Source organism: Streptomyces sp. SCA2-17 (assembly GCF_044336695.1).
The window spans coordinates 435,574-461,265 of record NZ_CP117521.1 but is presented as its reverse complement, the minus strand read 5'-3'; the positions used below and the strand labels follow the sequence as shown (position 1 = coordinate 461,265).

General features: G+C 70.6%; 14 protein-coding genes and 3 pseudogenes. 9 read left to right on the top strand and 8 right to left on the bottom strand.

Features of this window, described 5'->3' with window-relative positions:
- From PS271_RS02035 to PS271_RS02020, 4 genes are all read right to left on the bottom strand, one after another.
- Entirely contained in the window at positions 1–9,579 is a 9,579-nt protein-coding gene (locus PS271_RS02035; RefSeq protein WP_495656769.1) for an SDR family NAD(P)-dependent oxidoreductase, read from the bottom strand.
- 260 nt (positions 9,580–9,839) lie between these two features.
- A complete protein-coding gene (locus PS271_RS02030; RefSeq protein WP_398379546.1) occupies positions 9,840–11,006 on the bottom strand; it encodes a cytochrome P450 in 1,167 nt (388 codons plus the stop codon).
- Positions 11,007–11,280: 274 nt separating this feature from the next.
- Entirely contained in the window at positions 11,281–11,490 is a 210-nt protein-coding gene (locus tag PS271_RS02025; protein ID WP_398379544.1) for a hypothetical protein, read from the bottom strand.
- A 14-nt stretch (positions 11,491–11,504) separates the two neighbouring features.
- Entirely contained in the window at positions 11,505–12,035 is a 531-nt protein-coding gene (locus tag PS271_RS02020) for a hypothetical protein (RefSeq protein ID WP_398379542.1), read from the bottom strand.
- Between the two features lie 418 nt (positions 12,036–12,453).
- Here PS271_RS02020 and PS271_RS02015 point away from each other — a divergent pair, with 418 nt between their 5' ends.
- The 4 genes and pseudogenes from PS271_RS02015 to PS271_RS02000 all read left to right on the top strand — a co-directional run bounded on the left by PS271_RS02015 (position 12,454) and on the right by PS271_RS02000 (position 14,777).
- Positions 12,454–13,125 (top strand): response regulator, encoded by a 672-nt coding sequence (locus tag PS271_RS02015; protein WP_398379540.1) that lies wholly within the window; start codon positions 12,454–12,456, stop codon positions 13,123–13,125.
- Between the two features lie 104 nt (positions 13,126–13,229).
- Positions 13,230–13,343: pseudogene (locus PS271_RS02010) on the top strand (transposase); the annotation flags it as partial.
- A gap of 70 nt (positions 13,344–13,413) precedes the next feature.
- A pseudogene (locus PS271_RS02005) lies at positions 13,414–13,596 on the top strand (IS701 family transposase); the annotation flags it as partial.
- Between the two features lie 293 nt (positions 13,597–13,889).
- Positions 13,890–14,777, top strand: a complete 888-nt coding sequence (locus tag PS271_RS02000; protein ID WP_398386622.1) for a methyltransferase domain-containing protein — start codon at positions 13,890–13,892, stop codon at positions 14,775–14,777.
- Positions 14,778–15,155: 378 nt separating this feature from the next.
- Here PS271_RS02000 and PS271_RS01995 read toward each other — a convergent pair whose 3' ends face one another.
- A complete protein-coding gene (locus PS271_RS01995; protein WP_398379538.1) occupies positions 15,156–15,542 on the bottom strand; it encodes a hypothetical protein in 387 nt (128 codons plus the stop codon).
- A gap of 556 nt (positions 15,543–16,098) precedes the next feature.
- On the opposite strand from PS271_RS01995, the gene PS271_RS01990 reads away from it, so the two are divergent.
- The 5 genes and pseudogenes from PS271_RS01990 (at position 16,099) to PS271_RS01965 (ending at position 22,463) form a co-directional block, all read left to right on the top strand.
- Positions 16,099–17,223, top strand: a complete 1,125-nt coding sequence (locus tag PS271_RS01990) for a tyrosine-type recombinase/integrase (protein WP_398379536.1) — start codon at positions 16,099–16,101, stop codon at positions 17,221–17,223.
- Complete coding sequence (locus PS271_RS01985) at positions 17,220–17,546, top strand: helix-turn-helix domain-containing protein (RefSeq protein WP_398379534.1); 327 nt, start codon at positions 17,220–17,222, stop codon at positions 17,544–17,546. The genes PS271_RS01990 and PS271_RS01985 overlap by 4 nt, the downstream gene beginning before the upstream one ends.
- A 983-nt stretch (positions 17,547–18,529) precedes the next feature.
- On the top strand, positions 18,530–19,903 hold the full coding sequence (locus PS271_RS01980; RefSeq protein ID WP_398379532.1) for a hypothetical protein: 1,374 nt from the start codon (positions 18,530–18,532) through the stop codon (positions 19,901–19,903).
- Between the two features lie 374 nt (positions 19,904–20,277).
- Positions 20,278–20,547: pseudogene (locus PS271_RS01975) on the top strand (TerD family protein); the annotation flags it as partial.
- A gap of 1,187 nt (positions 20,548–21,734) precedes the next feature.
- Entirely contained in the window at positions 21,735–22,463 is a 729-nt protein-coding gene (locus PS271_RS01965) for an aspartate/glutamate racemase family protein (RefSeq protein ID WP_398379530.1), read from the top strand.
- Between the two features lie 545 nt (positions 22,464–23,008).
- On the opposite strand, the gene PS271_RS01960 is transcribed toward PS271_RS01965, so the two are convergent.
- From PS271_RS01960 to PS271_RS01950, 3 genes are read right to left on the bottom strand one after another with little or no spacing between them, the layout of a single operon-like run.
- On the bottom strand, positions 23,009–23,497 hold the full coding sequence (locus PS271_RS01960) for a hypothetical protein (RefSeq protein ID WP_398386621.1): 489 nt from the start codon (positions 23,495–23,497) through the stop codon (positions 23,009–23,011).
- 57 nt (positions 23,498–23,554) lie between these two features.
- Positions 23,555–24,295: a response regulator transcription factor gene (locus PS271_RS01955; RefSeq protein ID WP_398379528.1), complete on the bottom strand. Its 741-nt coding sequence runs from the start codon at positions 24,293–24,295 to the stop codon at positions 23,555–23,557.
- Positions 24,292–25,410, bottom strand: coding sequence for a sensor histidine kinase (locus PS271_RS01950; RefSeq protein WP_398379526.1), 1,119 nt, complete (start codon positions 25,408–25,410; stop codon positions 24,292–24,294). Before PS271_RS01950 ends, PS271_RS01955 begins: the two co-directional genes overlap by 4 nt.
- Between the last annotated feature and the right edge of the window lie 282 nt (positions 25,411–25,692).

The following is a 25,692-nucleotide window of genomic DNA, read 5'->3' as shown; positions in this document are numbered from 1 at the left end:
CTAGCTCCTCTCCGTGGCACGGCCGGCAGTGCGACCGGTGTCCGATTGCGCGCCGTCGAGCACTCCGTCGATCAGCGTGAACATCTCGTCGTCCGTGGCGTCGCTCAGGTCGGGCACCGCGGCCTGCTCATCGGCGGTGCCGTCTTCCCGGCCGCGCAGCAGCCGCCGCAGTGTCGTGGTGACCACCTCGGGGACGGGCGCGGACGGGGGCCGCCGGAGCAGGGCCGCCTCCAGCTCCCTCAGGCGGTCCAGCACGATCCGCTCGGCCGGGTCGCCGTCGTCGACACCGAGCGCGTCGCCGAGGTACCGGGCCAGGGCGGCGGCGGTGGGATGGTCGTAGACCGCGGAGGCCGCCAGCGGCACTCCGGTGTCCGCGCCGAGCAGGTTGCGCAGCCGGACCCCGGCCAGCGAGTCCAGGCCCAGCTCCCGGAACGGCCGGTGCGTGTCCAGGTCTCCGGCCGGCCGGCCCGAAACGACGGCGACCCGGGCGGTGACCAGCTCCAGCAGCACCGCCGACCGCCGCTGCGGCTCGGTGGCCGCCAGCCGTTCCCGCAACGCGCTCGCGGGTTCGGGCCCGGTGTCCGCGCCCACACCCGGCAGTTGGGAGCACAGGTGCCCCGGCCGTGCGGCGGCGAACCGCGGCCAGTCCACGGCGCCGGCCACGTACTGCGCCGCACCGCCGGACAGGGCCCGCTCCAGCGCGTCCAGCGCCCGGTCGGCGGGCATCGGCGTGGCGCCGCCGTCCGACTGCGGGCCGACGGGCCAGGACGTGGTCATCCCGGTGTCCAGCCAGGGGCCCCATGCCAGGCTCGTCGCGGGCAGGCCGGCGGCCTGCCGATGGGCAGCCAGCGCTTCCACGACGGCGTTGGCCGCGGCGTAGTTGCCCTGCCCCGGCGAGCCCGCGGTGCCGGCCAGTGAGGAGCACAGCACGAAGAAGCGCAGCGGATGGCCGGCGGTCAGCTCGTGCAGGAACCGCGCGCCGTCCGCCTTCGCCGCGAACACGCGCGCCAGCCGGTCCTCGGACAGCGCCTCCAGCACCCCGTCGTCAAGCACCCCGGCGGCGTGCACCACACCGGTGAGCGACCGCCCGGCGAGCAGCCCGGCCAGCGCCTCGCGGTCCGCCACGTCGCAGCCGGCGATGTCGACCTCGGTGCCCAGCGCGGTGAGTTCGGCGCGCAGTTCCGCCGCGCCGGGGGTGTCCACGCCCCGGCGGCCGACGAGCAGCAGGCGGTCCGCGCCCCGGGCCGCCAGCCGGCGGGCGACGTGCGCGCCGATGCCGCCCAGCCCCCCGGTGATCAGCACGGTGCCGATGGGCTCCGTCGTGGCGGGTTCGGTGCGGGGTACCGGGACCAGTCGCCTGGCGTGCAGCCGCCCGTCCCGGATCGCGATCTCGTCTCCGGCGGCCAGCGCGGCGGGCAGCGCGGCCAGGTCCTCCACGGCCGGTCGCAGCGGCAGGTCCACCAAACCGCCGTGCAGCCGGGGCGCTTCCATGCCAGCGACCCGGGCCAACCCGCACACGGCGGCCTGCTCCGGATGCGGCACGGTGTCCGCCGTGCCGGCCCGCACGGCGCCGCTGGTGACCGACCACAGGGGCGTGTCCGCGCCTCTGGACAGCAGCGCCCGCAGCAGCGCCAGGGTGGCGGCCAGGCCGGTCGGCACCCGCGGCGTGCCCGGGCCCTCGGCCATCGCCAGGAGGGACACGATGCCGCCGCCCGGCAAGTCGGGCAGCAGCCGGTTCCAGTGCTCGCTGTCCGCGGCGTCGCCGCGCACGGTGCGGGTCCCTTCGCCCAGCACGCCCGCCACGTCCTTGGTGAGTTGGTCCCAGTCCGCGCCCGGCGGGGCCACCACCAGCCACGGCCCCGGCGCTTCGGCGTCCGGGCCGGGGGCGGACAGCAGCGGCCACTCGACACCGTGCAGCAGAGGGTCGGCGGGGGCCTCGTCGTCGGGCAGCCAGAACCGCTGCCGGGTGAACGCGTAGCCGGGCAGGGGCACCGCCCGTCCGCCCGCGCACCAGGCCGCCCAGTCCACGTCGACCCCCCGGGTGTACGCGGTCGCCAACGCCGTCAGCAGGCCGTGCACCTCGTCGGCGCCCTGCCGCAGCACCGGCAGGAAACCGTCCCCGCCCAGCGCGTCCTGGCCGAGCGCGCTGAGCGTCGCGCCCGGTCCCAGCTCCAGGTAGGTGCTGGTGCCCGCCGCGTCCAGAGCGCGCAGGCAGTCGTGGAAGCGCACCGGTTCCCGCGCATGCCGGACCCAGTACTCCGGGTCACACAGCTCTTCGGTGACCCGTGCGCCGGTCACCGAGGACACGACTGGAATCACCGGTGCCCGGAAGCCCACTCCGGCCAGCACCTTCCGGAAGGGGTCCAGAATCGGGTCCATGTGGTGGGAGTGGAACGCGTGACCCACCGCCAGGCGGTGCGCGTGGGACACCCGCTGCGCGATCTCCCCCACCGCGTCCGCGTCCCCGGCGAGCACCACCGAGGCGGGCCCGTTCACCGCGGCCAGCGCCACCCGGTCCTCGCGTCCGCGGAGCAGTTCCGGCACGTCGGCTTCCGGTACCTGGACCGCCACCATCGCGCCCTCGCCGCCGAGTTCGCGCATCAGCCGCCCGCGCGCGGCCACCAGTGCGCAGGCGTCGGCCAGCGAGAACACGCCCGCCGCGTGCGCCGCGGCGAGTTCACCGACCGAGTGCCCGGCTACCGCGTCCGGCCGCACCCCCACCGTGGTGAGCAGCCGGAACACCGCCACCTGAACCGCGAACACCGCGGCCTGCGCATGGTCGGTGCGTTCACCGGGCCCGTCCCGGAGGATCTCGGCGAGCGGCCGGTCCAGCAGCGGGTCCAGCTCGGCGGCGATCTCCTGGAGGGCCGCCGCGAACACCGATACCCGGTCCCGGAGCGACGTGGCCATGTCCGCGTACTGCACGCCCTGGCCGGGGAACAGGAACGCGGTCGCGCCGTCGGCCGCCACTCCGGTGGTGCCGGGCCCGGCTCGCAGCGCGGCGGTCAGCTCACCGGTGTCGGTGCCGAGCACGACGGTGCGGGCACGCAGCCGGGCCCGCGTGGTGGCCAGCGAGTACGCCACGTCCAGCGCGGACGGCGAGCCGTTCCCGTCCTCGTCGGCCAGCCGGCGGAGCAGGGCGTCGGCCTGCGCGGGCAGCGCCTCCGGGGTGGCCGCGGAGAGCACCCACGGGATCAGCGGCGGAGCCGCGGCGGTCGCCGGCTCCGGTTCGGGCTCGGGCTCGGGTTCCTCCAGGATCACGTGCGCGTTGGTGCCGCTGAGGCTGAACGAGGACACCGCCGCCCGGCGCGGACGGTCCACGCGCGGCCAGTCCATCGGCTCGTCCAGCAACCGCACCGCACCCTCGTCCCAGTTCACGTGCGGGCTCGGGTCATTCAAGTGCAGGGTCCGGGGCAACCGGCCGTGCCGCATGGCCTGCACCATCTTGAGCACACCCGCCAAGCCCGCCGCGGCCTGGGTGTGCCCGAGGTTGGACTTCGCGGACCCGACCAGGACCGGCTGTGCCCGGTCCTGCCCGTAGGTCGCCAGCAGCGCGGTGGCCTCGATCGGGTCGCCGAGCGGGGTGCCGGTGCCGTGCGCCTCCACCGCGTCCACCTCGCCGGGCGCCAGGCCCGCGACGGCCAGCGCGTCCCGGATCACCCGCTGCTGGGCCGATCCGTTCGGCGCGGTCAGCCCGTTGGACGCGCCGTCGGAGTTGAGTGCCGAGCCGCGCAGGACGGCGAGCACCCGGTGGCCCCGTTCGCGCGCGGTGGAAAGGCGCTCCATCACCAGCAGGCCGGCGCCCTCGCTCCACGCGGTGCCCTCCGCGGCCGCGTCGAACGGTTTGCACCGGCCGTCCGGGGCGAGCACCCCCACCTGCGAGAACTCCACGAACAGCGTCGGCGTGGTCAGCACCGTGACGCCACCCGCCAGCGCGACCGTGCACTCACCGGACCGCAGCGCCTGCGCGGCCTGGTGCATCGCCACCAGCGCGGAGGAGCACGCCGTGTCCACCGTGATCGCCGGGCCGTGGAAGCCGAAGGTGTAGGCCAGCCGCCCCGAGGCGACGCTGCCCGCGTTGCCGATCGAGACGTCGCCGGTGAGGTCCTCGGGCGTCCGGTGCGCGTGGCGCGCATAGTCGTTGCCCATCAGCCCGAGGTAGACACCGGTGCGGGTGCCCCGCAACGCGGTCGGGTCGATCCCGGCGTCTTCCAGCGCATGCCAGGCCAGTTCCAGCAGGATGCGCTGCTGCGGGTCCATCGAGACCGCCTCGGCCGGGGCGACGCCGAAGAAGCCGTTGTCGAACTCGGCGATCCCGTCCAGGAAGCCGCCGTGGCGCACGTAGCTGCGCCCGCTGCGGCCCGGCTCCGGGTGGTAGACCTCGTCCAGGTTCCAGCCGCGGTCCGCCGGGAACTCGGTGATCGCGTCCCGCCCGGCGGCCAGCAGCTCCCACAGCTCGTCCATGGTGGACACCCCGCCGGGAAAGCGGCAGCTCGCGCCGACCAGCACCACCGGGTCGTCCGTGTCGTACGAGCCGGGCCCGGCGTCCGCTGTCCGGCCGCCGGGTACCGCGCCGGGGAGTTGCCCGGACAGGTACCCGGCCAGGGCCGTGGGGGTGGGGTGGTCGAACACCGCGGTCGCGGGGAGCCGCACCCCGGTCGCGGCGCTGAGCCGGTTACGCAGCTCCACCCCGGACAGCGAGTCGAAGCCGATGTCGCGGAACGCCCGCGCCGGGTCCACCCGGCGCTCCACGCCGAGCACGGAGCCCACCGTGGCCAGCACGAGATCGAGCACCGACCGCTCGCCACCGGAGACGAGCACGGGCGCCGCGGCCACGGCGGCCGGCCGGGCCGCGCTCCGCCGGACGCCGAGCAGCCCGGCCCACACCGGAGCCCGCTCCGGGCCCGCCGCACGGACGTTGTCCAGGTCGAAACGGGCGGGCACGGTGCACGCCAGGTCGGTGCCCAGCGCCGCGTCGAAGAGTGCGAGCCCGTGTTCGCGGGACATCGGCACGATCCCGGTCCGCCGCAGCCGGGCCCGGTCGGTGTCGCCCAGCCGCCCGGTCATGCCGGTGTCCTGCGCCCAGAGTCCCCACGCCATCGACGAAGCGGGCAGTCCCCGCGAGCGGCGGTGCTGCGCCAGCCCGTCCAGCCACGCGTTGGCGGCCGCGTAATTCGCCTGCCCCGGTGTGCCGAGGACACCGGCCACCGAGGAGAACAGCACGAACGCGGCCAGGTCGAGGTGTTCGGTCAGTTCGTGCAGGTTGCGCGCGCCCTCGACCTTCGGCCGCAGCACCGCGCTCAGTCGCTCGGCGGTGAGGGAGCGCACCGTGCCGTCGTCCAGCACCCCGGCGGCGTGGATCACCGCGGTCAGCGGGCGGTGCGCGGGAATCGTCGCCAGCAGCTCGGCGAGGGCGGCCCGGTCGGCGACGTCACACGCCACGACCGCGATCTCGGCGGTGCCGGCCAGGTCCTCCAGACCGAGCGCCGCCGCGCCGCCGCGCCGCCCCGCCAGCACCAGGTGCCGCACCCCGTGCTCGGTGACCAGGTGCCGGGCCAGCTCCCGGCCGAGTACGCCGGTCCCGCCGGTGATCAGCACCGTGCCTCCGGCGAGGGCGGGCCGGTCCCCCGTCCGCGTCACCCGGGTCAGCCGCGGCGCGAACGCCTGCCCGCCGCGGACGGCGATCTCCGGCTCACCGGTGCCCAACGCCAGCTCCAGGGCGGCACCGGCGTCCTCAGGGTCGCCGGGGCGGTCCAGGTCGACCAGGACGAACCGGCCGGGATGTTCGGTGCGTGCCGTGCGGATCAAGCCCCAGACCGCCGCGGCGTCGGGGTCCTGGTCGTCCTCAGGGGCGATCGCGACCGCACCACGGGTCCGCACGATCAGGGGCCCGCCCGTCGCCTTCTCGTCGTCGGTGCCCAGAAACTCGCGGACCCGCGCCAGTGCTTCCTCGGGCCCGGCCACGTCCACGACCGGCGCGTCCACGATCGCCGGGGCGGCCCGCCGCGCGACCGGCACCCAGTCCAGCCGGTGCAGCGCCCGGTCCACGCCCGCCGTCCCCGGCCGCACGGGCCCCACGGGCCGGAGCGCGAGCGCGCTGATCGTGGCCACCGCTTCCCCCGCCGCGTCGGCGAGCGCCACGGCGAACGAGTCATTGCCTTGCGGAGTCAGCCGCACCCGCAAGGCCGTGGCCCCGACCGCATGGAGTGCGACCCCGCTCCAGGAGAACGGCAACCTCACCGGCGCGTCCCCCGCATCCAGCAGCAGCGCGTGCAATGCGGCGTCGAGCAGGGCCGGGTGCAGGCCGAACCGCCCGGGATCGACCGGCAGCTCGACCTCGGCCCAGCGCTCCGCACCGAGCCGCCAGGCCCGCCGCAGCCCCTGGAAGGCCGGCCCGTACTCGTAACCCCGCTCATCGAGCCGGGCGTACTCGCCGTCGAGGTCGATCTCCTCGGCACCGGCCGGCGGCCACTCCGTCAGGGCCTCGCCGCCGGCCCCCGCGGCCCGGAGCGTCCCGGTCGCGCACCGGGTCCACGGCGCGTCCGGCGCGGACCGGGCGTACATCGCCAGCGTGCCCGGGTCCGTCTCGCCGATCGCGATCTGCAACTCGGTCTCGCCCCGCTCGGGCAGCACCAGCGGGCTCTCCAGCACCAGCTCGTCCAGCACCGGCAGCCCCGCCCGCTCCCCGGTGTGCAGTGCCAGTTCGGCGAACGCGGCCCCGGGCAGCAGCACGGTGCCGCGCACCTCGTGCTCGGCCAGCCAGGGGTGCCGGGTAAGAGAGAGCCGGCAGGTGGCGACCAGGCCGCCGCCGGCGAGCTGGACCACCGAGTCCAGCATCGGATGCCCGGCGACGGGCCCGGAGGCGGCGGTGGGCAGCATCCAGTACCGCTGCTCGCGGAACGGGTAGGTCGGCAGCTCCACGCTCCGGGCGCCGTCGAACAGCCCGTTCCAGTGCACGTCCACACCGTGCACGGCCGCCTCGGCCACCGCCAGCAGGAAGCGGTCGGCATCACCGTCGTCCCGTTTCAGGGTCTCCAGGACCACGCCGCCCCCGTCGTGGTCCTCCCCGTAGTTGTGGTCCTCCTGGTAGTTACTGAGGATCTGCCGCACGCCGCCGGCGAGCACCGGATGCGGGCTCGACTCCAGGAACGTGGTGTGCCCGGCGGCGACCAGCCCGCGCACCGTCGCCTCGAACTCGACCGTGGCGCGCAGGTTGCGGTACCAGTAGTCGGCGTCCAGCCCGGTGGTGTCCACCGGACCGCCGGTCACGGTCGAGTGGAAGGGAACCTCGGCCGCCATCGGAGTCACCGGCGCCAGCAGTTCGCGCAGCTCCGCACGCAGCAGTTCGACCTGCGCCGAATGCGAGGCGTAGTCCACCGGCAACGGGCGCGCCCGTATGTCCTCGGCGACCAGGGCGGCGGCGAACTCTTCGACCGCCTGGACGGCGCCCGAGACCACCGTCGAGCGCGGCCCGTTGACCGCCGCCACCGAGAGGTCCTCGCCCCAGCGGGCCATCGACTCTTCGACCGCCGCCCTCGGCAGCCCCACCGACAGCATCCGGCCCGTACCGGAGAGCGCCCGCAAGGCCCGGCTGCGCAGCGTGACGATCCGCGCCCCGTCGTCCAGGGACAGCGCGCCGGCTACGGTCGCGGCCGCGATCTCGCCCTGGGAGTGGCCCACCACCGCGGCCGGCCGCACCCCGTGCGCCCGCCAGAGTCCGGCCAGCGACACCATGACCGCCCACAGCGCGGGCTGCACCACGTCCACCCGGAGCAGCGCGTCCGCGTCGGTGAGCACGTCGCGCAGGTTCCAGTCCACGTACGGCGCCATCGCGTCCTGACAGGCCGCCATGTGCCCGGCGAAGACCGGGCTGGACTCCAGCAGCCCCGTGGCCATCCCGGTCCACTGCGTGCCCTGGCCGGGGAACAACAGCACCGGACTGGTGTCCCGGCCGGGTGACCCGACGACCGTGCCCGGTGCCGAATCGCCCTCGGCGAGCGCGTCCAGTCCGTGCACCAACGCGTCCCGGTCCCGGCCGAGGACGGCGGCCCGGTGCTCGAACCCGGCCCGGCCGGTCGCCAGCGTGAATCCGGCGTCCAGCAGGCCGAGCCGGTCCGGGCGGAGCCGCTCGGCCAGTCGGCCGGCCTGCTCCCGCAGCGCCTCCGCCGACCGTGCGGACAGCAACAGCGGCACCGTGGACGCCGGTCGCGGTGGCGCTGCGGGCGCGGGTTCCGGCGCCTGTTCCAGGATCACGTGGGCGTTGGTGCCGCTGATGCCGAACGAGGACACCCCGGCCCGGCGCGGGAGTCCGGTCTCCGGCCACGGCGTGTCCTCCGCGAGCGGGGTGACCCTGCCGGACTCCCAGTCCACGTGCGGGCTGGGCTCGGTCAGGTGCAGGATGCGCGGCAGCACGCCGTCGCGCATGGCGTGCACCATCTTCAGGATGCCCGCCACCCCGGCAGCGGCCTGCGTGTGCCCGATGTTCGACTTGACCGACCCCACCAGCAGCGAGCGCGACCGCTGCGGGCCGTGCACCGCGAGCAGCGCCCGTGCCTCGATCGGGTCGCCGAGCGTGGTGCCCGTGCCGTGCGCCTCCACCGCGTCGACGTCCGCCTCGGACAGTCCGGCGTCGGCCAAGGCCGCCCGCAGCACCCGTTCCTGGGCCGGCCCGCTGGGTGCGGAGAGCCCGTTGGAGGCCCCGTCCGAGTTGACCGCGGTGCCGCGCACCAGCGCGTGCACGGTGTGCCCATTGCGCAGGGCGTCGGAGAGCCGTTCCAGCACCAGCATGCCGACGCCCTCGGACCAGGCCGTACCGTCCGCCGTAGCGGAGAACGGCTTGCACCGGCCGTCCGGGGCGAGGCCCCGCAGCCGCGAGAACTCCACGAACATCTCCGGGGTCGCCATCACCGTCACCCCGCCCGACAGGGCCAGGTCACACTCGCCGAGACGCAGCGACTGCACCGCGAGATGAGTGGTCACCAACGACGAGGAGCAGCCGGTGTCCACCGTGACCGCGGGGCCGGTGAGGCCGAGCACGTAGGCCACTCGGCCGGACACCACGCTGGAGGTGTTCCCGGTGATCAGGTACCCCTCCAGCCCGTCCGGGACGGTGTGCACCCGGGGCGCGTAGTCGTGCATCATCGAGCCGGCGAACACGGCCGTGCGGCTGCCCCGCAGCGAGGTGGGATCGATGGCCGCGTTCTCCAGGGCCTCCCACGCCGTCGTGAGCAGGAGGCGCTGCTGCGGATCGGTGGTCAACGCCTCGCGGGCGGAGAGCCCGAAGAACTCGGCGTCGAAATGGCCGGCGTCGTAGAGGAAGCCGCCGTGCCGGACGTAGGAGGTGCCGGGCCGGTCCGGGTCGGGATCGTAGAGGGCCGCCAGGTCCCAGCCCCGGTCGTCCGGTAACTCGCCGATCGCGTCGTTCCCGTCCCTGGCCACCCGCCAGAGCCCTTCCGGATCGGTTATTCCGCCCGGGTAGCGGCACGCCATTCCCACAATCGCAATCGGTTCGCCCGGCATCCGGCGCCCTCCCAGAGCAGTTTGGACTTTGTCGGCTACCATGGGCGCAAAATCATTCACCGAACTCGCGACCATCTAACCAAACGGCGATAAATCGAGGTGCATCAACATGATGATCACCCGAACTCATTGCATGCAACACCTTCAGCTGGCCAAAATCTGGGGATTCCGCTAGAGAATCCGGCCTGGCGTCAAGGGTTTTCACCACTACCGTGACGCGTAGCAGGTCCTGCCCTACCCGGAGTTGACCGGCACGAAAAGAAACGCCTCGCCCGCAGCCCGGTAAACGCATGACTGACGGTCGGCGCTTTTCGTCTCCGTCACCAAGTGACCGGGAGTGCCGATACCGAGAACGCGGAGCCGTTGACGAAGTGCAGTTCGTCGCGTGGCGTGGCCAGGCGGAGCGTGGGGATGCGCCGGAACAGGATCTCGAGGGCGATGCGCATCTCCAGCCGGGCCAGATTCTTGCCGAGGCACTGGTGCGGTCCTGAGCCGAAAGCCAGGTGTCTGCGGTTGTCCCTGGTGACATCGAACGTGTCCGGGTCGGCGAAGGCCGCGGGGTCGCGGTTGGCGGCGGCTGACAGGGCGGCGACGCCCTCTCCCGCCCGTATCAGAGTGCCGCCGATCTCGGCGTCCGCTGTAGCGCGGCGGATCAAAGACAGCTCGACGACGGAGAAGAACCTCAGCAATTCCTCCACCGCCGCCGGAATCAGGCTCGGATCGGCGGTGAGGAGGGCGAGCTGGTCGGGGTGTTCGAGGAGAGCCAGGACCCCGAGTGCGGTCATCGTGGCGGTGGTCTCCAGGCCCGCGGCGACCAGGAGTATGCACAGTTCGACCATGGCCCGGCGGCCCTCGCCACCGCTGAAGAGCTGGTGTCCCGCCAGCCTGCCCAGAAGGTCCTCGGGCCGCTCGGTCATCTTGGTGGCGCACAGTGCGTCGAAATACGCGATCAGAGAGCGGAAGGCCTCGGCGCGATCCGCGTCAGCGGAGTCGTGGGCCATCAGCACCGTGGTGTGGGCGGTGAACTCCTGCCGGTCACTGGCCGGGATGCCGAGCAGCTCACACAGCACCAGACCGGACATCGGCACGGCCAGCGCGGACACCAGGTCGGCGGGCCCGCCGCCGGCCAGCACACCGTCGAGCAGACCGTCGACGATGCCCTGGACCTTGGGGCGCAGTTCTCGCATGCGGCGGCTGGTGAACTCGCCGGCGACCGCGCGGCGGGCGGGGCCGTGCTCGGGTGGGTCCATCTCGATCAGCGAGGCCCTGAAGCCGGGGAACACGGTCTCGCCGACGCGCATCAACGGGAAGTCCGGGTGCGAGCGGTCGGAACTGAACCGGGCGTCGCCGAGTACGGCGCGAACGTCTTCATGGCGTGCGGCAACGAACACGGTGCGCCCGCTCGGGCCCGTCACCCTGGGCAGGCCGGGGTGCTCGCGCAGGCCTGCGTAGTCCGGTGGCGGGGAGAACGGGCAGGTCCGAGACATCGGCCAAGTCTCGGCTCGCAGCGGGCTCTGGTCGTGCATGGTCACCACCTTGACTCTCTCGGAATCAAGGACAACGGTATGACTGGCGATACCCGAATTTCCTTAGGATCCCGCCTTCGTCGGCATAGCCGCACCCCTCATCGGCTACCGCCGATTGGCGACACCGCTCAAGACCTGAGCCAGTCCTGCTGCACGTCGAAGCAGACCAGTCCCCTTCACCATGCTGCCGTCCTCCGCCGGGGCGTTCGGCGGAGGACGGCAGCATGGTGATGGTTCAGTCGGTGTCGCCGTGGCCACGAGGACGGGAGCGGCTCCACCACCGCACGGCAAGGGCCCACACGATCACCACGGCGAGGGCGAGTGCTTGCCCCTGCCAGCCATGGACCTCGCTGAGAATCAGACCGCCGACAACGACCCCTGCCAGGCAGAGGACGAGGACTGTGTAGGTATGTGCGTCAGTGCCGGGCTGTTTGTACTGCTTCACGTCAACCAGCCTACTCAGCAGTGAGCAGCGCCACTGACCGCGCCGGCGAGGGCTCCGCCGAAGCCCCCGACCGCGGCACCGGCGGCACAGCCGGTTTCCAGGCCCGTGATGCATCCGCCGACCAGGCCGGTTTCACCAAGGTCCATGGACTTCTTGCCCACGCACTTGACCCAGTCCCACGCCGAGTACGTGACGATCTGCGGCTGCAGGTGGCCGGTGATCGCGGGGGTGGAGGCATCGACGTGCTGCTGGACAGTGTTGCCCTTGACCGTCCAGGTCACCTTGTGGACATGGCCGGTCGTGTCGACGATGTCCTGCGGAGCGAAGTGCGCGACCGGCTTCCCGGCGGCATCCACGTAATCGAAGCCTCCGTCATCAGCCACCATCTTTTCGCCGGCGGGCGGCGTCATCTTCCAGACCGTGTCGCGGCCGAAGGTGGAGTCGTGGTCGGTGCTGGCCAACGCCTGGTTCATGGTGCCCTGCGTGGCAGGCTGCGGCGTCGCGGCCACCGCGTCGGCGGTCGGCATGAGCACGGCGGCAGCCATGGCTGCAGTGGCTACGGCCGGGGCCAAGGTACGCAAAGTGATTCCCCTTTGGTGGTGCTGGTGTCAGGTAATCCCGTCGGCTTGGTCAAGGCCGCGGAAGGTCCGGCCCGAAGGACTGCCCTGACACGGTGACGGGTCGGCGTTCCCACGGGTGGACTCCATGGCGCCCGGCACAGGCAGCGGAGCGCACTGCGTGCGAAGGACGTCGGGAGCGGTACCAGCCTGTCACCGACGCACACGGCGACAGATCGTCCGCCAGGACGACCCTGTCCGCCATGTGGCCTCCATCTGTCCCCCAGCCGCCGTCACGTGGCTCCGGGGAGGGGAAGCAGGTACCGCCGGCCGGACACGGCCGGCTGGGCGCCGCCGGGATACGTGCGATACGTTCGGATGGTTGCTCACTACACGGAGAGAAGCTGTGCCCTCCCCAACCACCGACCCCGTCAGCGTGCTTGTCGTTGACGATGAGGAGCTTGTCCGCTCAGGACTGATGCTCATCCTGGGCACGGCGCCGGACATCCATGTCGCTGCGGCCGTCAACGGGGACGAGGCGGTGCAGGCGATCCTCGAACACCGGCCGGATGTGGCATTGCTCGACATCCACATGCCGGATGTCGACGGCTTGACCCTGCTGCGCGATGTCCGTGAACTGCCCGACCCTCCGCACGTCGCGATGCTGACGACTTCCGGCACGGACGAACTCATCGCCGAGGCATTTGAGCTGGGTGCCGAGGGGTTCCTACTCAAAAGCATCACTCCCCAGCGCCTCTTGAATTCGGTACGAGCCCTGGCCACCGGAGCCGGCTGCCTGTCGCCATGCGTACTGAACCGCTTGAAACGACCGTCCTTCGGCTCGGTGAGCCGTGCCGCACGCCAGGCGGTGGCCGCTCTGACAACTCAGGAACAGCAGGTACTCACCCTCATCCACCAAGGCCTCGCCAACTCCGACATCAGCTCCCGTTTGAACAGCAGCCCAGCGGTCGTCAAGGACCATGTCAGCTCCATTTTGAGCAGGTTGGGGGTCAGCAACCGTGTCCAGGCAGCTGTCACGGCCGAGCGGGCGGGCCTGTCCTTCGGCGACACTCGGTAGTAGGACTTCGTTAGGTTGGTTGCCAGGTACGTGTCTGGCGAGCGTGTTGGGGAGCCGGGGACGTCGCGCAACTCCGTGAGGGGTTGGCTGGGTTTGTCGGTGAGGTGTTCGTGTCGGTTCCCCGCGGGGACGAGCGCGGGTGGGGTGAGTGTTATCTGCGGGGCCTGATGCTGGAGGTCCGGCGCAAGTCGGTCCAGCCGATGGCCGGGCGGCTGCCGGGCGGCGGCCGGACGGCAACATGCAGGTCCTGCAGCGGTGACCGATACCGCCTCGTGCCCACGGGGATGGCGGTTGGCCAAGATTCGCCGGCGGATCGAATACGACTACCGGGAGATGAAAAGAGGCCCGGGACTGGACCATTTCGAAGGCCGCACCTGGCGTGGCCGGCACCATCACGTCACCCTCGCGACCGCCGCCCACGCATTCCTCACCCTCAGGCAGCTCGACCCCAAAGCCCTGGCCGGCCCCTGAGTCTCTTCCCTGTCCTGGTAGCCATACAGAGCCTGCTGGCATGCTCGACCGGCACCTGCCCCACCTGCCGACATCTCATCCCCACCCGCAGACACCACCCTCCCAGACCACGCCCAACCCAACCCAACGAAGTCCTGCTACTAGGGATTTCCGTAAACGGAATGGGGTCTGCTGGAAACGGGCGGGCAGCCGTAACAACACCCCACACCTCACCGGCGGCCGGTGCTCCACGGCCCCCGACGCCTTCAGCCGCCGCGCGAGTCCCTGGATCCTCCACGAAGGGCAGGTTCGTCATGCTGAGAAAAGCTCAGTCGATCGGCAAGGCCATCCAGGCCGTCGCGACCGCCGATCCCGACGTCCGCGTCAGACGGCTCTACGAACTCCCCGACCCCGACATGCAGTTCAGGCACCGCGCCACCAGGTACATCAACATCGGTTACTGGGAGGACGGCACCAAGGACCCGGACCGGGCCGGCGAGGACCTCGCCCTCAAGCTCGCCGACATCGCCGGATTCGAGCCGGACGACACCGTCCTCGACGTCGGATTCGGGTACGGGGAGCAGGACTTCGCCTGGTTACGCGGGAACATGATCCACCGGGTGCATGGGCTGGAAGTGACACCTCGGCACGTCGAGGGCGCCCGCGCGCAGGCCGTGGCGGAGGGCTTCCAGGATCGGGCGGAGTTCCGCGTCGGCAGTGCCACCGAACTGCCCTATGGAGACGGCAGGTTCGACCGTGTCGTCGCCCTGGACTCCGCCCTGCACTTCCACCCTCGCAGCGCCTTCTTGAAGGAGGCGCTGCGCGTGCTGAAGCCCGGTGGCACCCTGGCCGCCATCGACACCATCCCGCTGAGTGGTGACACCCCGCGCAGGACCTTCAGGACCAACCGTCTCAGTCTGTACAGGTACAGCGTGCCCGACGCCAACTGGTACGACCGGCGGACCTACACCCGGCAGCTCCTCGAAGCCGGTTTCGCCGATCCGGACGTGACCTCGGTCCGCGACCGGACGTGGGAGGGCTGGTACCGGTACTGGACGGGCCTGGTCAGCGACCCGGAGGCGCTCAAGGAGCTGCACCCGGAAGCTGCCCGCGAGTTCGTCAAGGAGTGGAGCGAGCGGGAGCGGATCCGGCAGGAGATCGATCTGCTCGACTCCGTCGCCGTCGTCGCGCGCAAGCCGTAGCGGTGGGGCGGCCGGGGGTGAACACGGCACCCGGTCGCCCCGTCGGCTACCCATGATCCCCGCTATGGAAAGCGGACGGCTGCGAGAGGGCACACGCGGTTCCGCCGACGGAGTTACGGCTTTCCATGCGCCGCCTATTCGGTCACTGTGGGGCGGGGAGAGCGGTCAGCCGACGGCTGTTGCCCAGCTTCTTCTTCAGGGCAGGGGTCTCGTGGTGGAGTTTCGCAGCCAATGGGGATCGCCGCCGACTTTGCCCGTGCTGCCGTGCTTCGCCCGCATCAAGGAGATCGCCGGACCGACGTGAGGCTCAGCGTGAGAGGGGGCCGGGTCCCGCGGGCGGGAACGGTCCCCTCTGCTCCCGTGTGACCTGCGGAAACGCTAACTGCTTTCGCAGGTCAACCGGGCCGAGGTCGGTCGGGTTGCGGTGAAGCACACGCGTTCAGCGACCACCAGTGTGGTTCCGCTGTCCCACTGGCCTCCGCTCGGATCCAGGACCTTAATCCTGTTCGCGGTGGTGCAACTGGTGTTCTTGTACACGACAGCGAAGGCGTTCGTGCGGTTGGTCGCGTTGAGCGCACCGCCTGAGATCACCCGGCACGAATCGCTGGGCGGGTCAGGGATCACGTCGTTCTGACGGTTGTCCGCTCGCAGGTACTGGAAGTCGCCGCTGGCTGCGTAGGACGAGGCGGGAAGCGCGGCCAAGAGCAGGAGAGCCCCGCCGGCGGCCAGTCCAGCCCTGAGTGTTCCCTTGCGCGAGTACGACATCAGAGATGCCCCCTTGTTCCTTTTACCCCTTCGAGGCGCTGCTACGACACACAATGTCCGCAAAGCCCTCGGAAGGGACTTTCCCGCATAGATTGACATGAACCCTGCATCACCCGAATGAGTGACTGCTGTGGTGAAATGTTCTGATCTATGTGATATCTAGTGAGTTCTCCTGGATTCGGCGGAGCTTCCGCCCCCTGGAGAACAGGGGCCTCTCCCTCTGTCAGGTGACTTGCCGTCTGAACTCGCCCTCAGCCTCGGCCCTTGCGAACGATTGGTGGCGGGCTGTGAGGTTCGAAGAGACCGCCGAGCTGATGAGGCATCTCGGCACAGCCGCGGTGATCCTCTGCCGCTATTTGACCGGTATGCGCCCGGAGGAAAACGGGGCGGAGTTGCATCTGATGCAGCACTCCGCAGGGTCCAAGTAACCGCGAATCGGCAGGTGATGGGCCTCTGCTCCGCCATCCTCTCGCACTGCGCAGGCGATCTACCAGGCACTCTTGCGCTTCACCGATGTCATCCCAACAATGATGCGTCTAACGCAACGGAGGTTGGAGTGGCGAAAGCTGCCGATTTGGCGGGTGCGGCACACCTGATGCTCGTGGACGGGATCTCCTACATGGACCCCGCGCCTGCCGTGTTCGAGGCCATGCTGGAGGGGTGGACCAAGCAGCAGCGGTCCCGCTTTCTGAAGTGGGACGGGACCATCAAGCCGCGACTGTCGCTGGTCCGCCGGTTCGCCGAGTTCTCCAACCAGTACCCGTGGCAGTGGCAGCCGGCGGAGTTCGAGGCGTTCATCGACCACCTGCGCACGAAGACGCCGACGTTCACGGTGGCGAGCGGCCGGAACTACCAAAACCACCTGCGGCTGTTCTGCGAGTTCATCACCGATCCCCGCTACGGATGGATGTCCGTCTGTCAGGAGCGTTTCGGCGAGGTGCCGGTCCAGATCCTGCACGAGTGGAACACCGTCACCCACGTCAGCGAGTACGAGGGCGACCCGAGCCGCCGACCGTTGACCTACGACGAGATCCAGGACCTGTTCGACGCTGCCGACGGACGGGTCGAGAAGATCCGAAAGCGCGTCCGCAAGGGCGCGTTGACTGCGATGCGCGACTCCGCCCTGCTCAAGACGTACTACGCCTACGGCATGCGGCGCCGGGAGAACGTCGGCCTCGATCTCGCCGACCTGCGGCGCAACCCCAAGGCCCCGCAATACAAGCGCCACGGGGCGGTGTTCGTACGCTGGGGCAAGTCCTCCAAGGGCAGCCCGCCCAAGCGCCGCACCATCTTCACCGTCCCCGAGATGGACTGGATCGTCGACGACCTCAACCACTACCTGACCGAAGTCCGGCCCCGCTTCAACGTGGGTAAGCACCCCGCGATCTGGGTCACCGAACGCGCCGGACGCCTGTCGCGCCGGTCTGCAAACGAAGCCTTCGAGGCTGCCAAGCAGGCCGCGGACCTGCCCGAAGAACTCGAATTGCACTGCCTGAGACATTCGTATATCACGCATTTGACCGAATTTGATTACCCGGAACGGTTCATCCAAGACCAGGCCGGTCACGGCTATGCCAGCACGACGGCCCTCTATACCGGCGTCTCGGACGAGTACCGCAACCGGCTGGTGCACAAGAAGTTGGGCGAGCGGTACCCGGGCATCTGGGAGGACCCGAAGTGATCAAGAAGATGGGCTACCGCTGGAACCTGCGCAAGCTCATGGCCGACCGGGAGATGTTCCAGACCACCGACCTGGTGCCGCTGCTGGCCGAACGGGGCGTCACCCTCTCGCGCGAGCAGGTCTTCCGCCTGGTCACGCAGCCGCCGCAGCGGCTGTCGATGGACACCCTCGCGGCTCTGTGCGACATCCTCGACTGCCAGCCCAACGACCTCATCGAAGTCCAGGTCGTCAACGAAGAGGTACGCAAGACCGCCGGCGGCGAGACGTCTGGCCCGCTTCCGGCCGTGCGCCGGACCTCGATCCGGCGCCCGGAGGGCCTGTGACCGCGCCTTCTCCGACCGCCCCGTCGGTCGTCGCCCGTCTTGCCGCGCAAGCGGCGCGGATGGAAGCTGCCACGAACGCCGCCGTTGGTCAGGTCATAACGGCCCTGCCGACCCTCAGCACCGCCGACGCGACAGCGGTGCTAGAGGCTGCGGTGCCGATCCCCGTCCGCGGCGCCGCCCGGTTCCTGGAGGAGCTGGCCGATCACATGGCCGCTCACCCTGACGCCTTGACCTCGGGCAGCTCCCTCTGCCCACCGGTTCTGCTGCGGCTGGCCGAGGTGCTGCACGAAGCCGGACACCCGGTCGTTCGCCCCGGGTGCGCGCACTGCGGAAAGATCCGTTCTGACCTGCGGCAACTCCGCCCCGAAGGGCGGGTCTGCGGTTCGTGCGACGCCCGAAGCCGCCAACGCGAAACCTGCGCACGCTGCCACCGTGACGGCCAGCGCGTGACTGCCCGGCGCCCGGAAGGCCCGATCTGCCATCGCTGCTACCGCGCGGACCCCGCCACGTTCGAGGAGTGCGCCGGCTGCGGTCAGCTCCGACACCCGGTGGTGCGACGGGATGACGGCCGAGGGTTGTGCATGAAGTGCTGGAGACGTCCCATGCACACCTGCGTGGGCTGTGGAAAGACCGCAGCCGCCGCCCTCGTTGACGCCGACGGCGCACTTTGCCACCTCTGCTACAACCGCCACCGCCGGCCACGGCGTCTCTGCGGTCGGTGTGGGCAACTCAAGCGGATCGCCTGCAACGCGCGCGACGGTCAACCGGACCTCTGCGACGGCTGTTACCAGGGCCCCGAGGCGACCTGCTCGATCTGCAGCCGGGTCCGCCCCTGCACCAGCCGCGACGGGCAGGGCCAGCCGATCTGCGCCAACTGCTACCAGCGACACCGCACCGGCGAGCCATGCGCCCGCTGCGGTCAGACCAAGCCGGTCAACACCCGATGGCCGATCGGGCCGGTCTGCCAGGTCTGCTACACCGCCGTGCTCCGGTCACCGGCCGAGTGCCCCCTCTGCGGCACAGTCCAGCCACTGATCGCGCGGGACGACAACGGCACTGGCGTCTGCGGACCCTGCGTCGGCTTCGCCGCCAACTACACCTGCCGCCAGTGCGGCCGGGCCGGCAACCCCCACAGCCGCGGCCGATGCGCTCACTGCGTACTCGCCGAGCGGGTCAACGCCCTGCTGGCCGGGCCCGACGGCACGGTCGCCCCGCAGCTGGAGCCGCTCGCGGCCGCGCTGGCGTCCGTTCCCTCGCCGTTCCCCGCCATCCAGTGGATCAAGGAGAGCCCGAACACCAAGGTCCTCGCCCGGCTCGCGGCCGAAGGCCAGACCCTCAGCCACGAACTGCTGGACGAGCTCCCGCCCAGCCGGAACCAGCGCTACATCCGCCAACTCCTCGTACACACCGGCGTGTTGGATAAACGGCATGAGGACCTCGAACGCATCCCCGGCTGGCTGGAGCACGAGCTCAAGGACAAGCCGGACGCCCACGCCAACCTCGCCCGCCCGTTCCTGCACTGGTTCCTGCTCCGGCGAGCACGCCAACGGGCCGCCTACCGCCACCATCCCGCCTCCGCCGACCGCGACCTGCGGCGCCGCGTCAGCGTCGCCCTGGACTTCCTGGCCTGGATGGACCAACGCGGCCTGGTTCTCGCCGACCTCGCCCAGGAGCACATCGACGACTGGATCGCCGGAGCCACCAGTCAACGGCGCTACCTGATCCGTTACTTCCTGAAATGGACTACAAGCCGTCGGCTCACCCGCGAGCTGACCGTCCCCGCCATCCCGAGCCAGGAACCCCAGAACCTGCTCGACGAAGACGACCGATGGCCGCTCCTCCAGCGCTGCTTGACCGACGATGCCCTGCCTACGGACGTCCGGGCTGCCGGCGCGATCACCCTGCTGTTCGGCCCGTCCACCGAACGCCTCTGCCATTTGATACCCGAGCACCTCAAGTTCGGCGACAAGCACGCTCACCTGGTCCTAGGCCGCCACCCCGTCCTGCTGCCTCCACGACTCGCCGAACTCCTGCGGCAACTCGCCGAACAACCCCAGTTGCGGCCGCAGCTCTCGCGAGTTCACCCAGGCCCTCGGTGGCTCTTCCCGGGCATGGTCCCGGGCAAGCCGATCTCGACGCACGGCATGACTCAGAAACTCAACCGGCACGGTGTCCCGGTTCGCACCGCCCGCAACGCGGCACTGGCCGCCCTCGCCGCTGATCTCCCCAGCCCGATCCTCGCCGACGTGACCGGGATGCACCGCCACACCGCACTCCGCTGGGTCGCCTACGCCCGACGGGACTGGGCCGAGTACCTTGCCGCACGAGCTGAGAGTCCATCCTTGAACCCCGAGTGATCTCGCGCAGGCGCCTCGTCCGTGTCAAAAACTTTCGGAGGACTTGCGCGGCTCGGTCAGCTTCTTCATTTGGTGGGTGACTTTGTGGCCCTCGAAGTTCGGGCTGAGCGTCCACCCCGGCCATCTGGCACCGTGGTCCGTGGGAGGCTGCTCGGATAAGGCGAGGGGGCCCGCACACCATGCACCTCGTGAAGGACGGGGCCAGCAGTTGGTAACGACTCGTGCCTGTCGAATGCCACCTTGGCAGCATGTTCCTGCTGATGATCTTCCTCGACTTCATCCTCGGCTGGAACGCGCGCTCCACCACCGGCGCACCCTTCGACCTGGATGCCAGCGCTCTCGCGCGGCCTCAGTGCGACAAGATCGCCCTCTTGGTCCCCATTCACCCTGGCCGACGAACGCGACCAGACATTCGGCCAGGTCAGCAACGCGTTCATCCGCGTCATCAACCAGGCCGACGGCCAGGAACTCGGCCGCTACGGGCCCTGCGCAATGACGCCTCTACGGTGACCGCCATGGTCTTCGGCAAGCTCTACCGGTACGGCGGCGAGTGGAAGTTCCGCGCAGTGGGCCAGGGGTACGCGTCCGGGCTGCGTGGCATCTCTCTAGACTTCGACGTCAAGAAGGGACCAACCCCCTTTTAAAGACAAGTGGTTCGTGCGAACGGGCCCTCTCGGCCCAGCCGGCAAGCATTCGGCCGAGAGAGCCCGACTGGAACCACCCGTATCCATCGAGTCGGACAGAAGGGTTCCCATGAGTGAGTTTAGGGAAGGCAGCGAGTCAGTACGCCACCAGACCCCTAGGAAGTGGCCGCACGTCTTGGCCGGCGGCGCTCGCAAACTTGGCGACGGTGCTCTGCGCGGGATCGGATACGCCGCCGGGACTACAGCCTTTGGCCTGGTAGTCGTCTGGTGGCAAACCCGCCACTGAACCTGGAGTATCGCTGCCGATCCGGATCATGGGGCCAGGTCTCATCACGAGGCTTGGCCCGACGGCTGCTGAGGCACTGTCAGCCGACTTGACCCGCATGACCGGGATCCATGTCGTGGAGCCCTTGCTGCGGGACAAGGGCGAGCTCTGAGGATGAGGCCACGACCAGAGGAGAAGAGAGGAATAGTGCACGGTCGGAATAACCCCCTCCCGCCATTAGTGCAGGGGCTGTGATCGGCGATCACTCCGGTCGTCCGCGCTATCCGTGTCCTGGAACGCATGGTCCCTGATCAGGAACCCCTTCTCAGAAAGGTGGTTCGCTGAACGACCGGATCGAGAGATTCGTCGTCTGAGTGAATCGCGAGGCCACGTCCCCTGGGGCTGTCCCATCAGATGGTTCCCGAGGATCCGCATGGAGCGATCGGGATGTCGCGGTTCCGCCGCACCCTGGCCTGGCATGTCGCCCGTTGTCCGGACGGGCTGATCGCGCTCGCGATCCAGTACGTGCACATGCGAACCGTCCTGGACGCCCGCACTTTCAGCGGCTACGACGTCGGGGGGAAGGCCGCCAGGTTCCTTGCCCGGGATGGTGTCCTGCTTTGCGACAAGCCCGACGCGTTCTTGATCTGCGTGTTCAAGCACGACAACGCGCTCTGCGACCCGAACCGGGGGGGCGACAGCTCCGCGGCAGTATGCCTGCCGGCCCGGCTGCGGCAACAACGTCCGCACCGACACCCACGCCCGCCAACTGCGGACACGGGCTCGAAGCCGGCCCCGGCCCCGGACAACAGCATCAAAGCGACGCTTATACCTCGGGGTGTGGGATTCTTGATCCCTTATGGGTGGGTGGCCGGCGCACGCCAGGGGTGCCCCTCGGAGTCAGCGTGAGGAGTTCGTGGTGATGAAGACGATCGGGCTGATCGGTGGAATGAGCTGGGAGTCAACAGCCGAGTACTACCGGCTGTTGAACGAGTTGACGCGCGACCGGCTCGGCGGACTCCACTCGGCCCGATGCGTGCTGTACTCGGTGGACTTCGCCGAGATCGAGGAGTTGCAGGTCCAGGGCCGCTGGACGGAGGCCGGTGAGATCCTGGGTGCGGCTGCCCGGTCTCTGGAGGCGGCCGGTGCCGACCTGATGCTCATCTGTACCAACACCATGCACAAGGTCGCCGACCATGTCGAAGCGGCGGTCTCGGTCCCGCTGCTGCACCTGGCCGACGCCACCGCACACGCCGTGCGGGCTTCGGGCCTGCGCCGGGTCGGGCTGCTGGGCACCGCGTTCACCATGGAGCAGGACTTCTACCGAGGTCGCCTCGAAGCGGGTGGACTCGACGTGTGTGTCCCGGACGCCGAGGGGCGCGCGCTCGTGCACCAAGTGATCTATGAGGAACTGTGCCTGGGCATCGTGCGGGAGGCGTCCCGCGCCGCCTACCAGACGGTCATCAAGGACCTCGTCGCCGCCGGCGCGGAAGGCATCATCCTGGGCTGCACCGAAATCGAACTTCTCATCGACCCCGAGGACAGCCCTGTCCCGGTCTTTCCCACCGCACGACTGCACGCCGAGGCCGCCGTGGACGCGGCACTGGCCGATAGTCCAGGGGAAACCCCGACGGGACCCGCATCCTGCTGACAACCACCTTGGCCCCGCCCCCCTTGAAGTCCCGCACCAGGCGGCCTGCCGCAGCAAGCCCCCGCGCGGGCGGGTTCGGACGGACATGGCGTGAGGAGGCGGCGTGGGCGGCCGGCGGGCGTACGCCCGGTTTACCGTGCCGCCCGGGACCGTCCCCGTTTCCCGTGGCCCTTGAGTACGCATCCCGGATCTCCCAGGCATGCTCGTACGCGGTCTTCGGCTGCTCGGTGTACCGCTTCACCACCGAGGCGGCCTCACCTCACCAAGATCAACCAATAGGTGGCTGAAACCGCGGCCGGCGACATCAACTCCCATCGTCCGGATCCGCAACAGCTTCCTCACCGGCCCGCTGCGCGAAGCGTGCGGCCCCGGCCGCTCGAGGCAGCCTGGCGGGCATCGGGCATCGGGCGGCGCGGGCGTGGCGAGGTCGTCGTCGCGTTCCCCGAGGGTGCATGCCCGGCCACCGCCCCGTCCGCCCGTCATCTCGTACACCTGCCAGAGGGTCGAAGCGCGTATCCCCTGCAAGCCCCAGGTCGCAGAGGTGCTCAGTCGTCGGCGATCTGCACGGCCAGCGTGAAGTGTTCACCGTCCGTTCCTGCGAGCAGGCTGTCGAACAGTGGGGTGAGTCCATTCACTGCGCCGCATTCGGCGTCGTGGTTGGTCCACCACCTGGCTGCCGGTCCGAGCAGGGACACCACCCGGTCCGCCGCGCGCTCGGCAGTCTCGACGGGGAGGTGGAGGTGGCTCGGCCAGACCAGGTCGACGGCCGCGACCCGGGCCAGGAACGAGGCCGCTCCGTGCGGCTCCAGCGCTTCCAGGGCGGCGCAGATCTCCGGGACGGACGGCGGAGCGTACCCGGGCAGGAAGCGCTGCCAGGCATCGTCCGCCGCGATCGCGGCCAGCAGTGTGCGGATCCGGACGGCCAGCTCCGGCAGGCCGGGTTCCGGTTCGGTGAACCGCCCGGTCGCCACGTACACCCGCATCGGCGTGGACAGCTCTGCCATGCCGGCTTCCAGTTCGGCCAGGATCCCCATGGACGTCACAGCGTGATTCTGCCGTACGCGCGCTCCAGCTCCTTGGCCCCGCCGACCTCAGCCCGTGACCCCGGGCACGACCAGGCCGGTTTCGTACGCGATCACCACCGCGTGAGTCCGGTTCTGCGCACCGAGCTTGGTCAGCACGTTTCCGACGTGCGTCTTCACCGTCTCCAGGCTCACCCTGCACGACTGTGCGATGTCCGGGTTGGACCGGCCGGTGGCCATCAGGCGCAGCACCTCCTCCTCCCGGCCCGTCAGCGCAGCCCGCGGCAGCGCCTCGGCGGATCCCCGTGGGCGGGCGGTGACCATCCGGCGCAGGGCCGCCGGGAAGAGGATCGCCTCGCCCGCCGCGACCACCCGCACCGCCTCCGCGATCTTGGGGACGGGGAGCCGCTTGAGGACGAAGCCGCTGGCCCCGGCGCTGAGTGCGGCGGTGACGTAGTCGTCGTTCTCGAAGGTGGTGATCACCACGACTTTCGGTGGGTCGGCCGGCCCGGCGAGGAGCTGCCGGGTGGCCTCTATGCCGTTGCGCCGCGGCATGCGTACGTCCATCAGGACCACGTCCGGCCGCAACTCCCGCGCCCGCTCGACCGCTTCGACGCCGTCGGCGGCCTCCCCGACGACGGCGATCCCGGGCTGCATGGCGAGCAGCGTGCGCAGTCCGCTGCGGGTCACCTCGTCGTCGTCCGCGATCAGGAGTGTGGTGCGGTTCGAGGCGTCGACGGTGTCAGTTGTGACGGCTGCGCTCGCGCCGGGGCCTGTCGTGACCGCTGCGCTCGCTTGTGAGCCGATCATGCGGGCAAGCGTACCGGCAGCCGGACCGCGAGCCGCCAGAGCTCCGGTCCGTCCGGACCGGCCTCGATTTCGCCGTGCAGGAGCCGCACGCGCTCAAAGAGACCGGGCAGGCCGTGCCCGGACGTCGGGAAGGCAGCCGGGCACATTCCGCTCCCGGCTCCGGTCCGGTTGACGACCTCGAGCTCCAGCGAGTCCGGCGTGGCCGCCACCTTGACCCGGATCGGACCGCCCGCTCCGTGCCGCAGCGCGTTCGTCAGCCCTTCCTGCAGGATCCGGTACGCCGCCCGGGAGAGCGTCCCCTGCACCTGCGCATAGCCGCCCGACAGCTCAGGCTCCACCACCGCGCCCGCGTGCCGCAGCCGGTCGAGCAGCTCGGGCAGGTCGGCCAGGGCCCGGACGGGCGCCGTGCTCGCCTGCTCCTCGCGCAGCATGCCCAGCACGTAGTCCAGGTCCTCAAGGGCGGCCCGGGTCGACTCCTCGATGCTGCGCAGGGCGGCCCGCGCCGCCACCGGGTCGGCACAGAGCACCTCGCCCGCCACCGCTGCCTGGATCGTGGCGGCCGTCAGCGTGTGCCCGATCGAATCGTGCAACTCGTGGGCCAGCCGGTTGCGTTCGGCAAGGGCCCGCTCCCGCTCGGCCGCCAGCGCGAGCCGCTCGGCCGACGAGGGGCCGAGCAGCCTGGGCGCCAGCCACCGCAGGGCGCACGTCACCGCCAGGCACAGAGCCGCCGCCAGCAGAAGGCAGCAGAGCGCCGCTGCCCAGCTCTGCCAGCCGCTCTCCGCCCGCAGCGTCCAGCCGTTCACACTCACCCCGGCTTCCGCGCCGGCCCAACCGCCGGGAAGGAGCAGGCCCGCGGCGAACAGCAGGACGCTCAGCTGCACCCCCGCCCACCCCAGCACCACGTGCGACAGCAGCCAGAGCGGGGTCCGCAGGCGATCGGCGCCCGATGCCGTGGAAGAAGAAGCCGTCCCGTCACCGGGCGAGCCCGCACGCCGCCGCTCGCGCACGGGATCCGGCAACGGCACCCCCAGCATCCGCCGGGCGCAAGCGATCAGGACCCGCCGCGTCGTACGAGCCAGCCCGATCACACCGATCAGTACGGACCAAACCACCACGGTCAGAGCGCACTGCACTCCCACTGAAGCGGATGGCCACGCCATCGCCGGTAGTGCTGCGAAAGGCAGCAGGGGAAGGCTCGCCAACGCGCCGCAATAGGCGAAGAACGCACCCGAATACGTGGAGCCGCGCAGCAGCGGCCGAATTCCTCTGAACATGGCCAGGCAAGTATGACCGGCCGGCCCACCGGCGGCCTCCCTCGATCGGGGGAGCGGATTCTCCCGCCTTCCCGCGATGTGCCCGCGGGCCCCGAAAACCAGAATCGGGGTCTCACCAGTTGA

Bases quoted from the DNA above. Each gene is read 5' to 3' on its own strand.
- PS271_RS02020 (WP_398379542.1), bottom strand. From the start codon at position 12,035: ATGGCTGCCGCCGTGCTCATGCCGACCGCCGACGCGGTGGCCGCGACG.
- PS271_RS02030 (WP_398379546.1), bottom strand. From the start codon at position 11,006: ATGTCTCGGACCTGCCCGTTCTCCCCGCCACCGGACTACGCAGGCCTG.
- PS271_RS01955 (WP_398379528.1), bottom strand. From the start codon at position 24,295: ATGATCGGCTCACAAGCGAGCGCAGCGGTCACGACAGGCCCCGGCGCG.
- PS271_RS02000 (WP_398386622.1), top strand. From the start codon at position 13,890: ATGCTGAGAAAAGCTCAGTCGATCGGCAAGGCCATCCAGGCCGTCGCG.
- PS271_RS01965 (WP_398379530.1), top strand. From the start codon at position 21,735: ATGAAGACGATCGGGCTGATCGGTGGAATGAGCTGGGAGTCAACAGCC.
- PS271_RS01960 (WP_398386621.1), bottom strand. From the start codon at position 23,497: ATGGGGATCCTGGCCGAACTGGAAGCCGGCATGGCAGAGCTGTCCACG.
- PS271_RS01995 (WP_398379538.1), bottom strand. From the start codon at position 15,542: ATGTCGTACTCGCGCAAGGGAACACTCAGGGCTGGACTGGCCGCCGGC.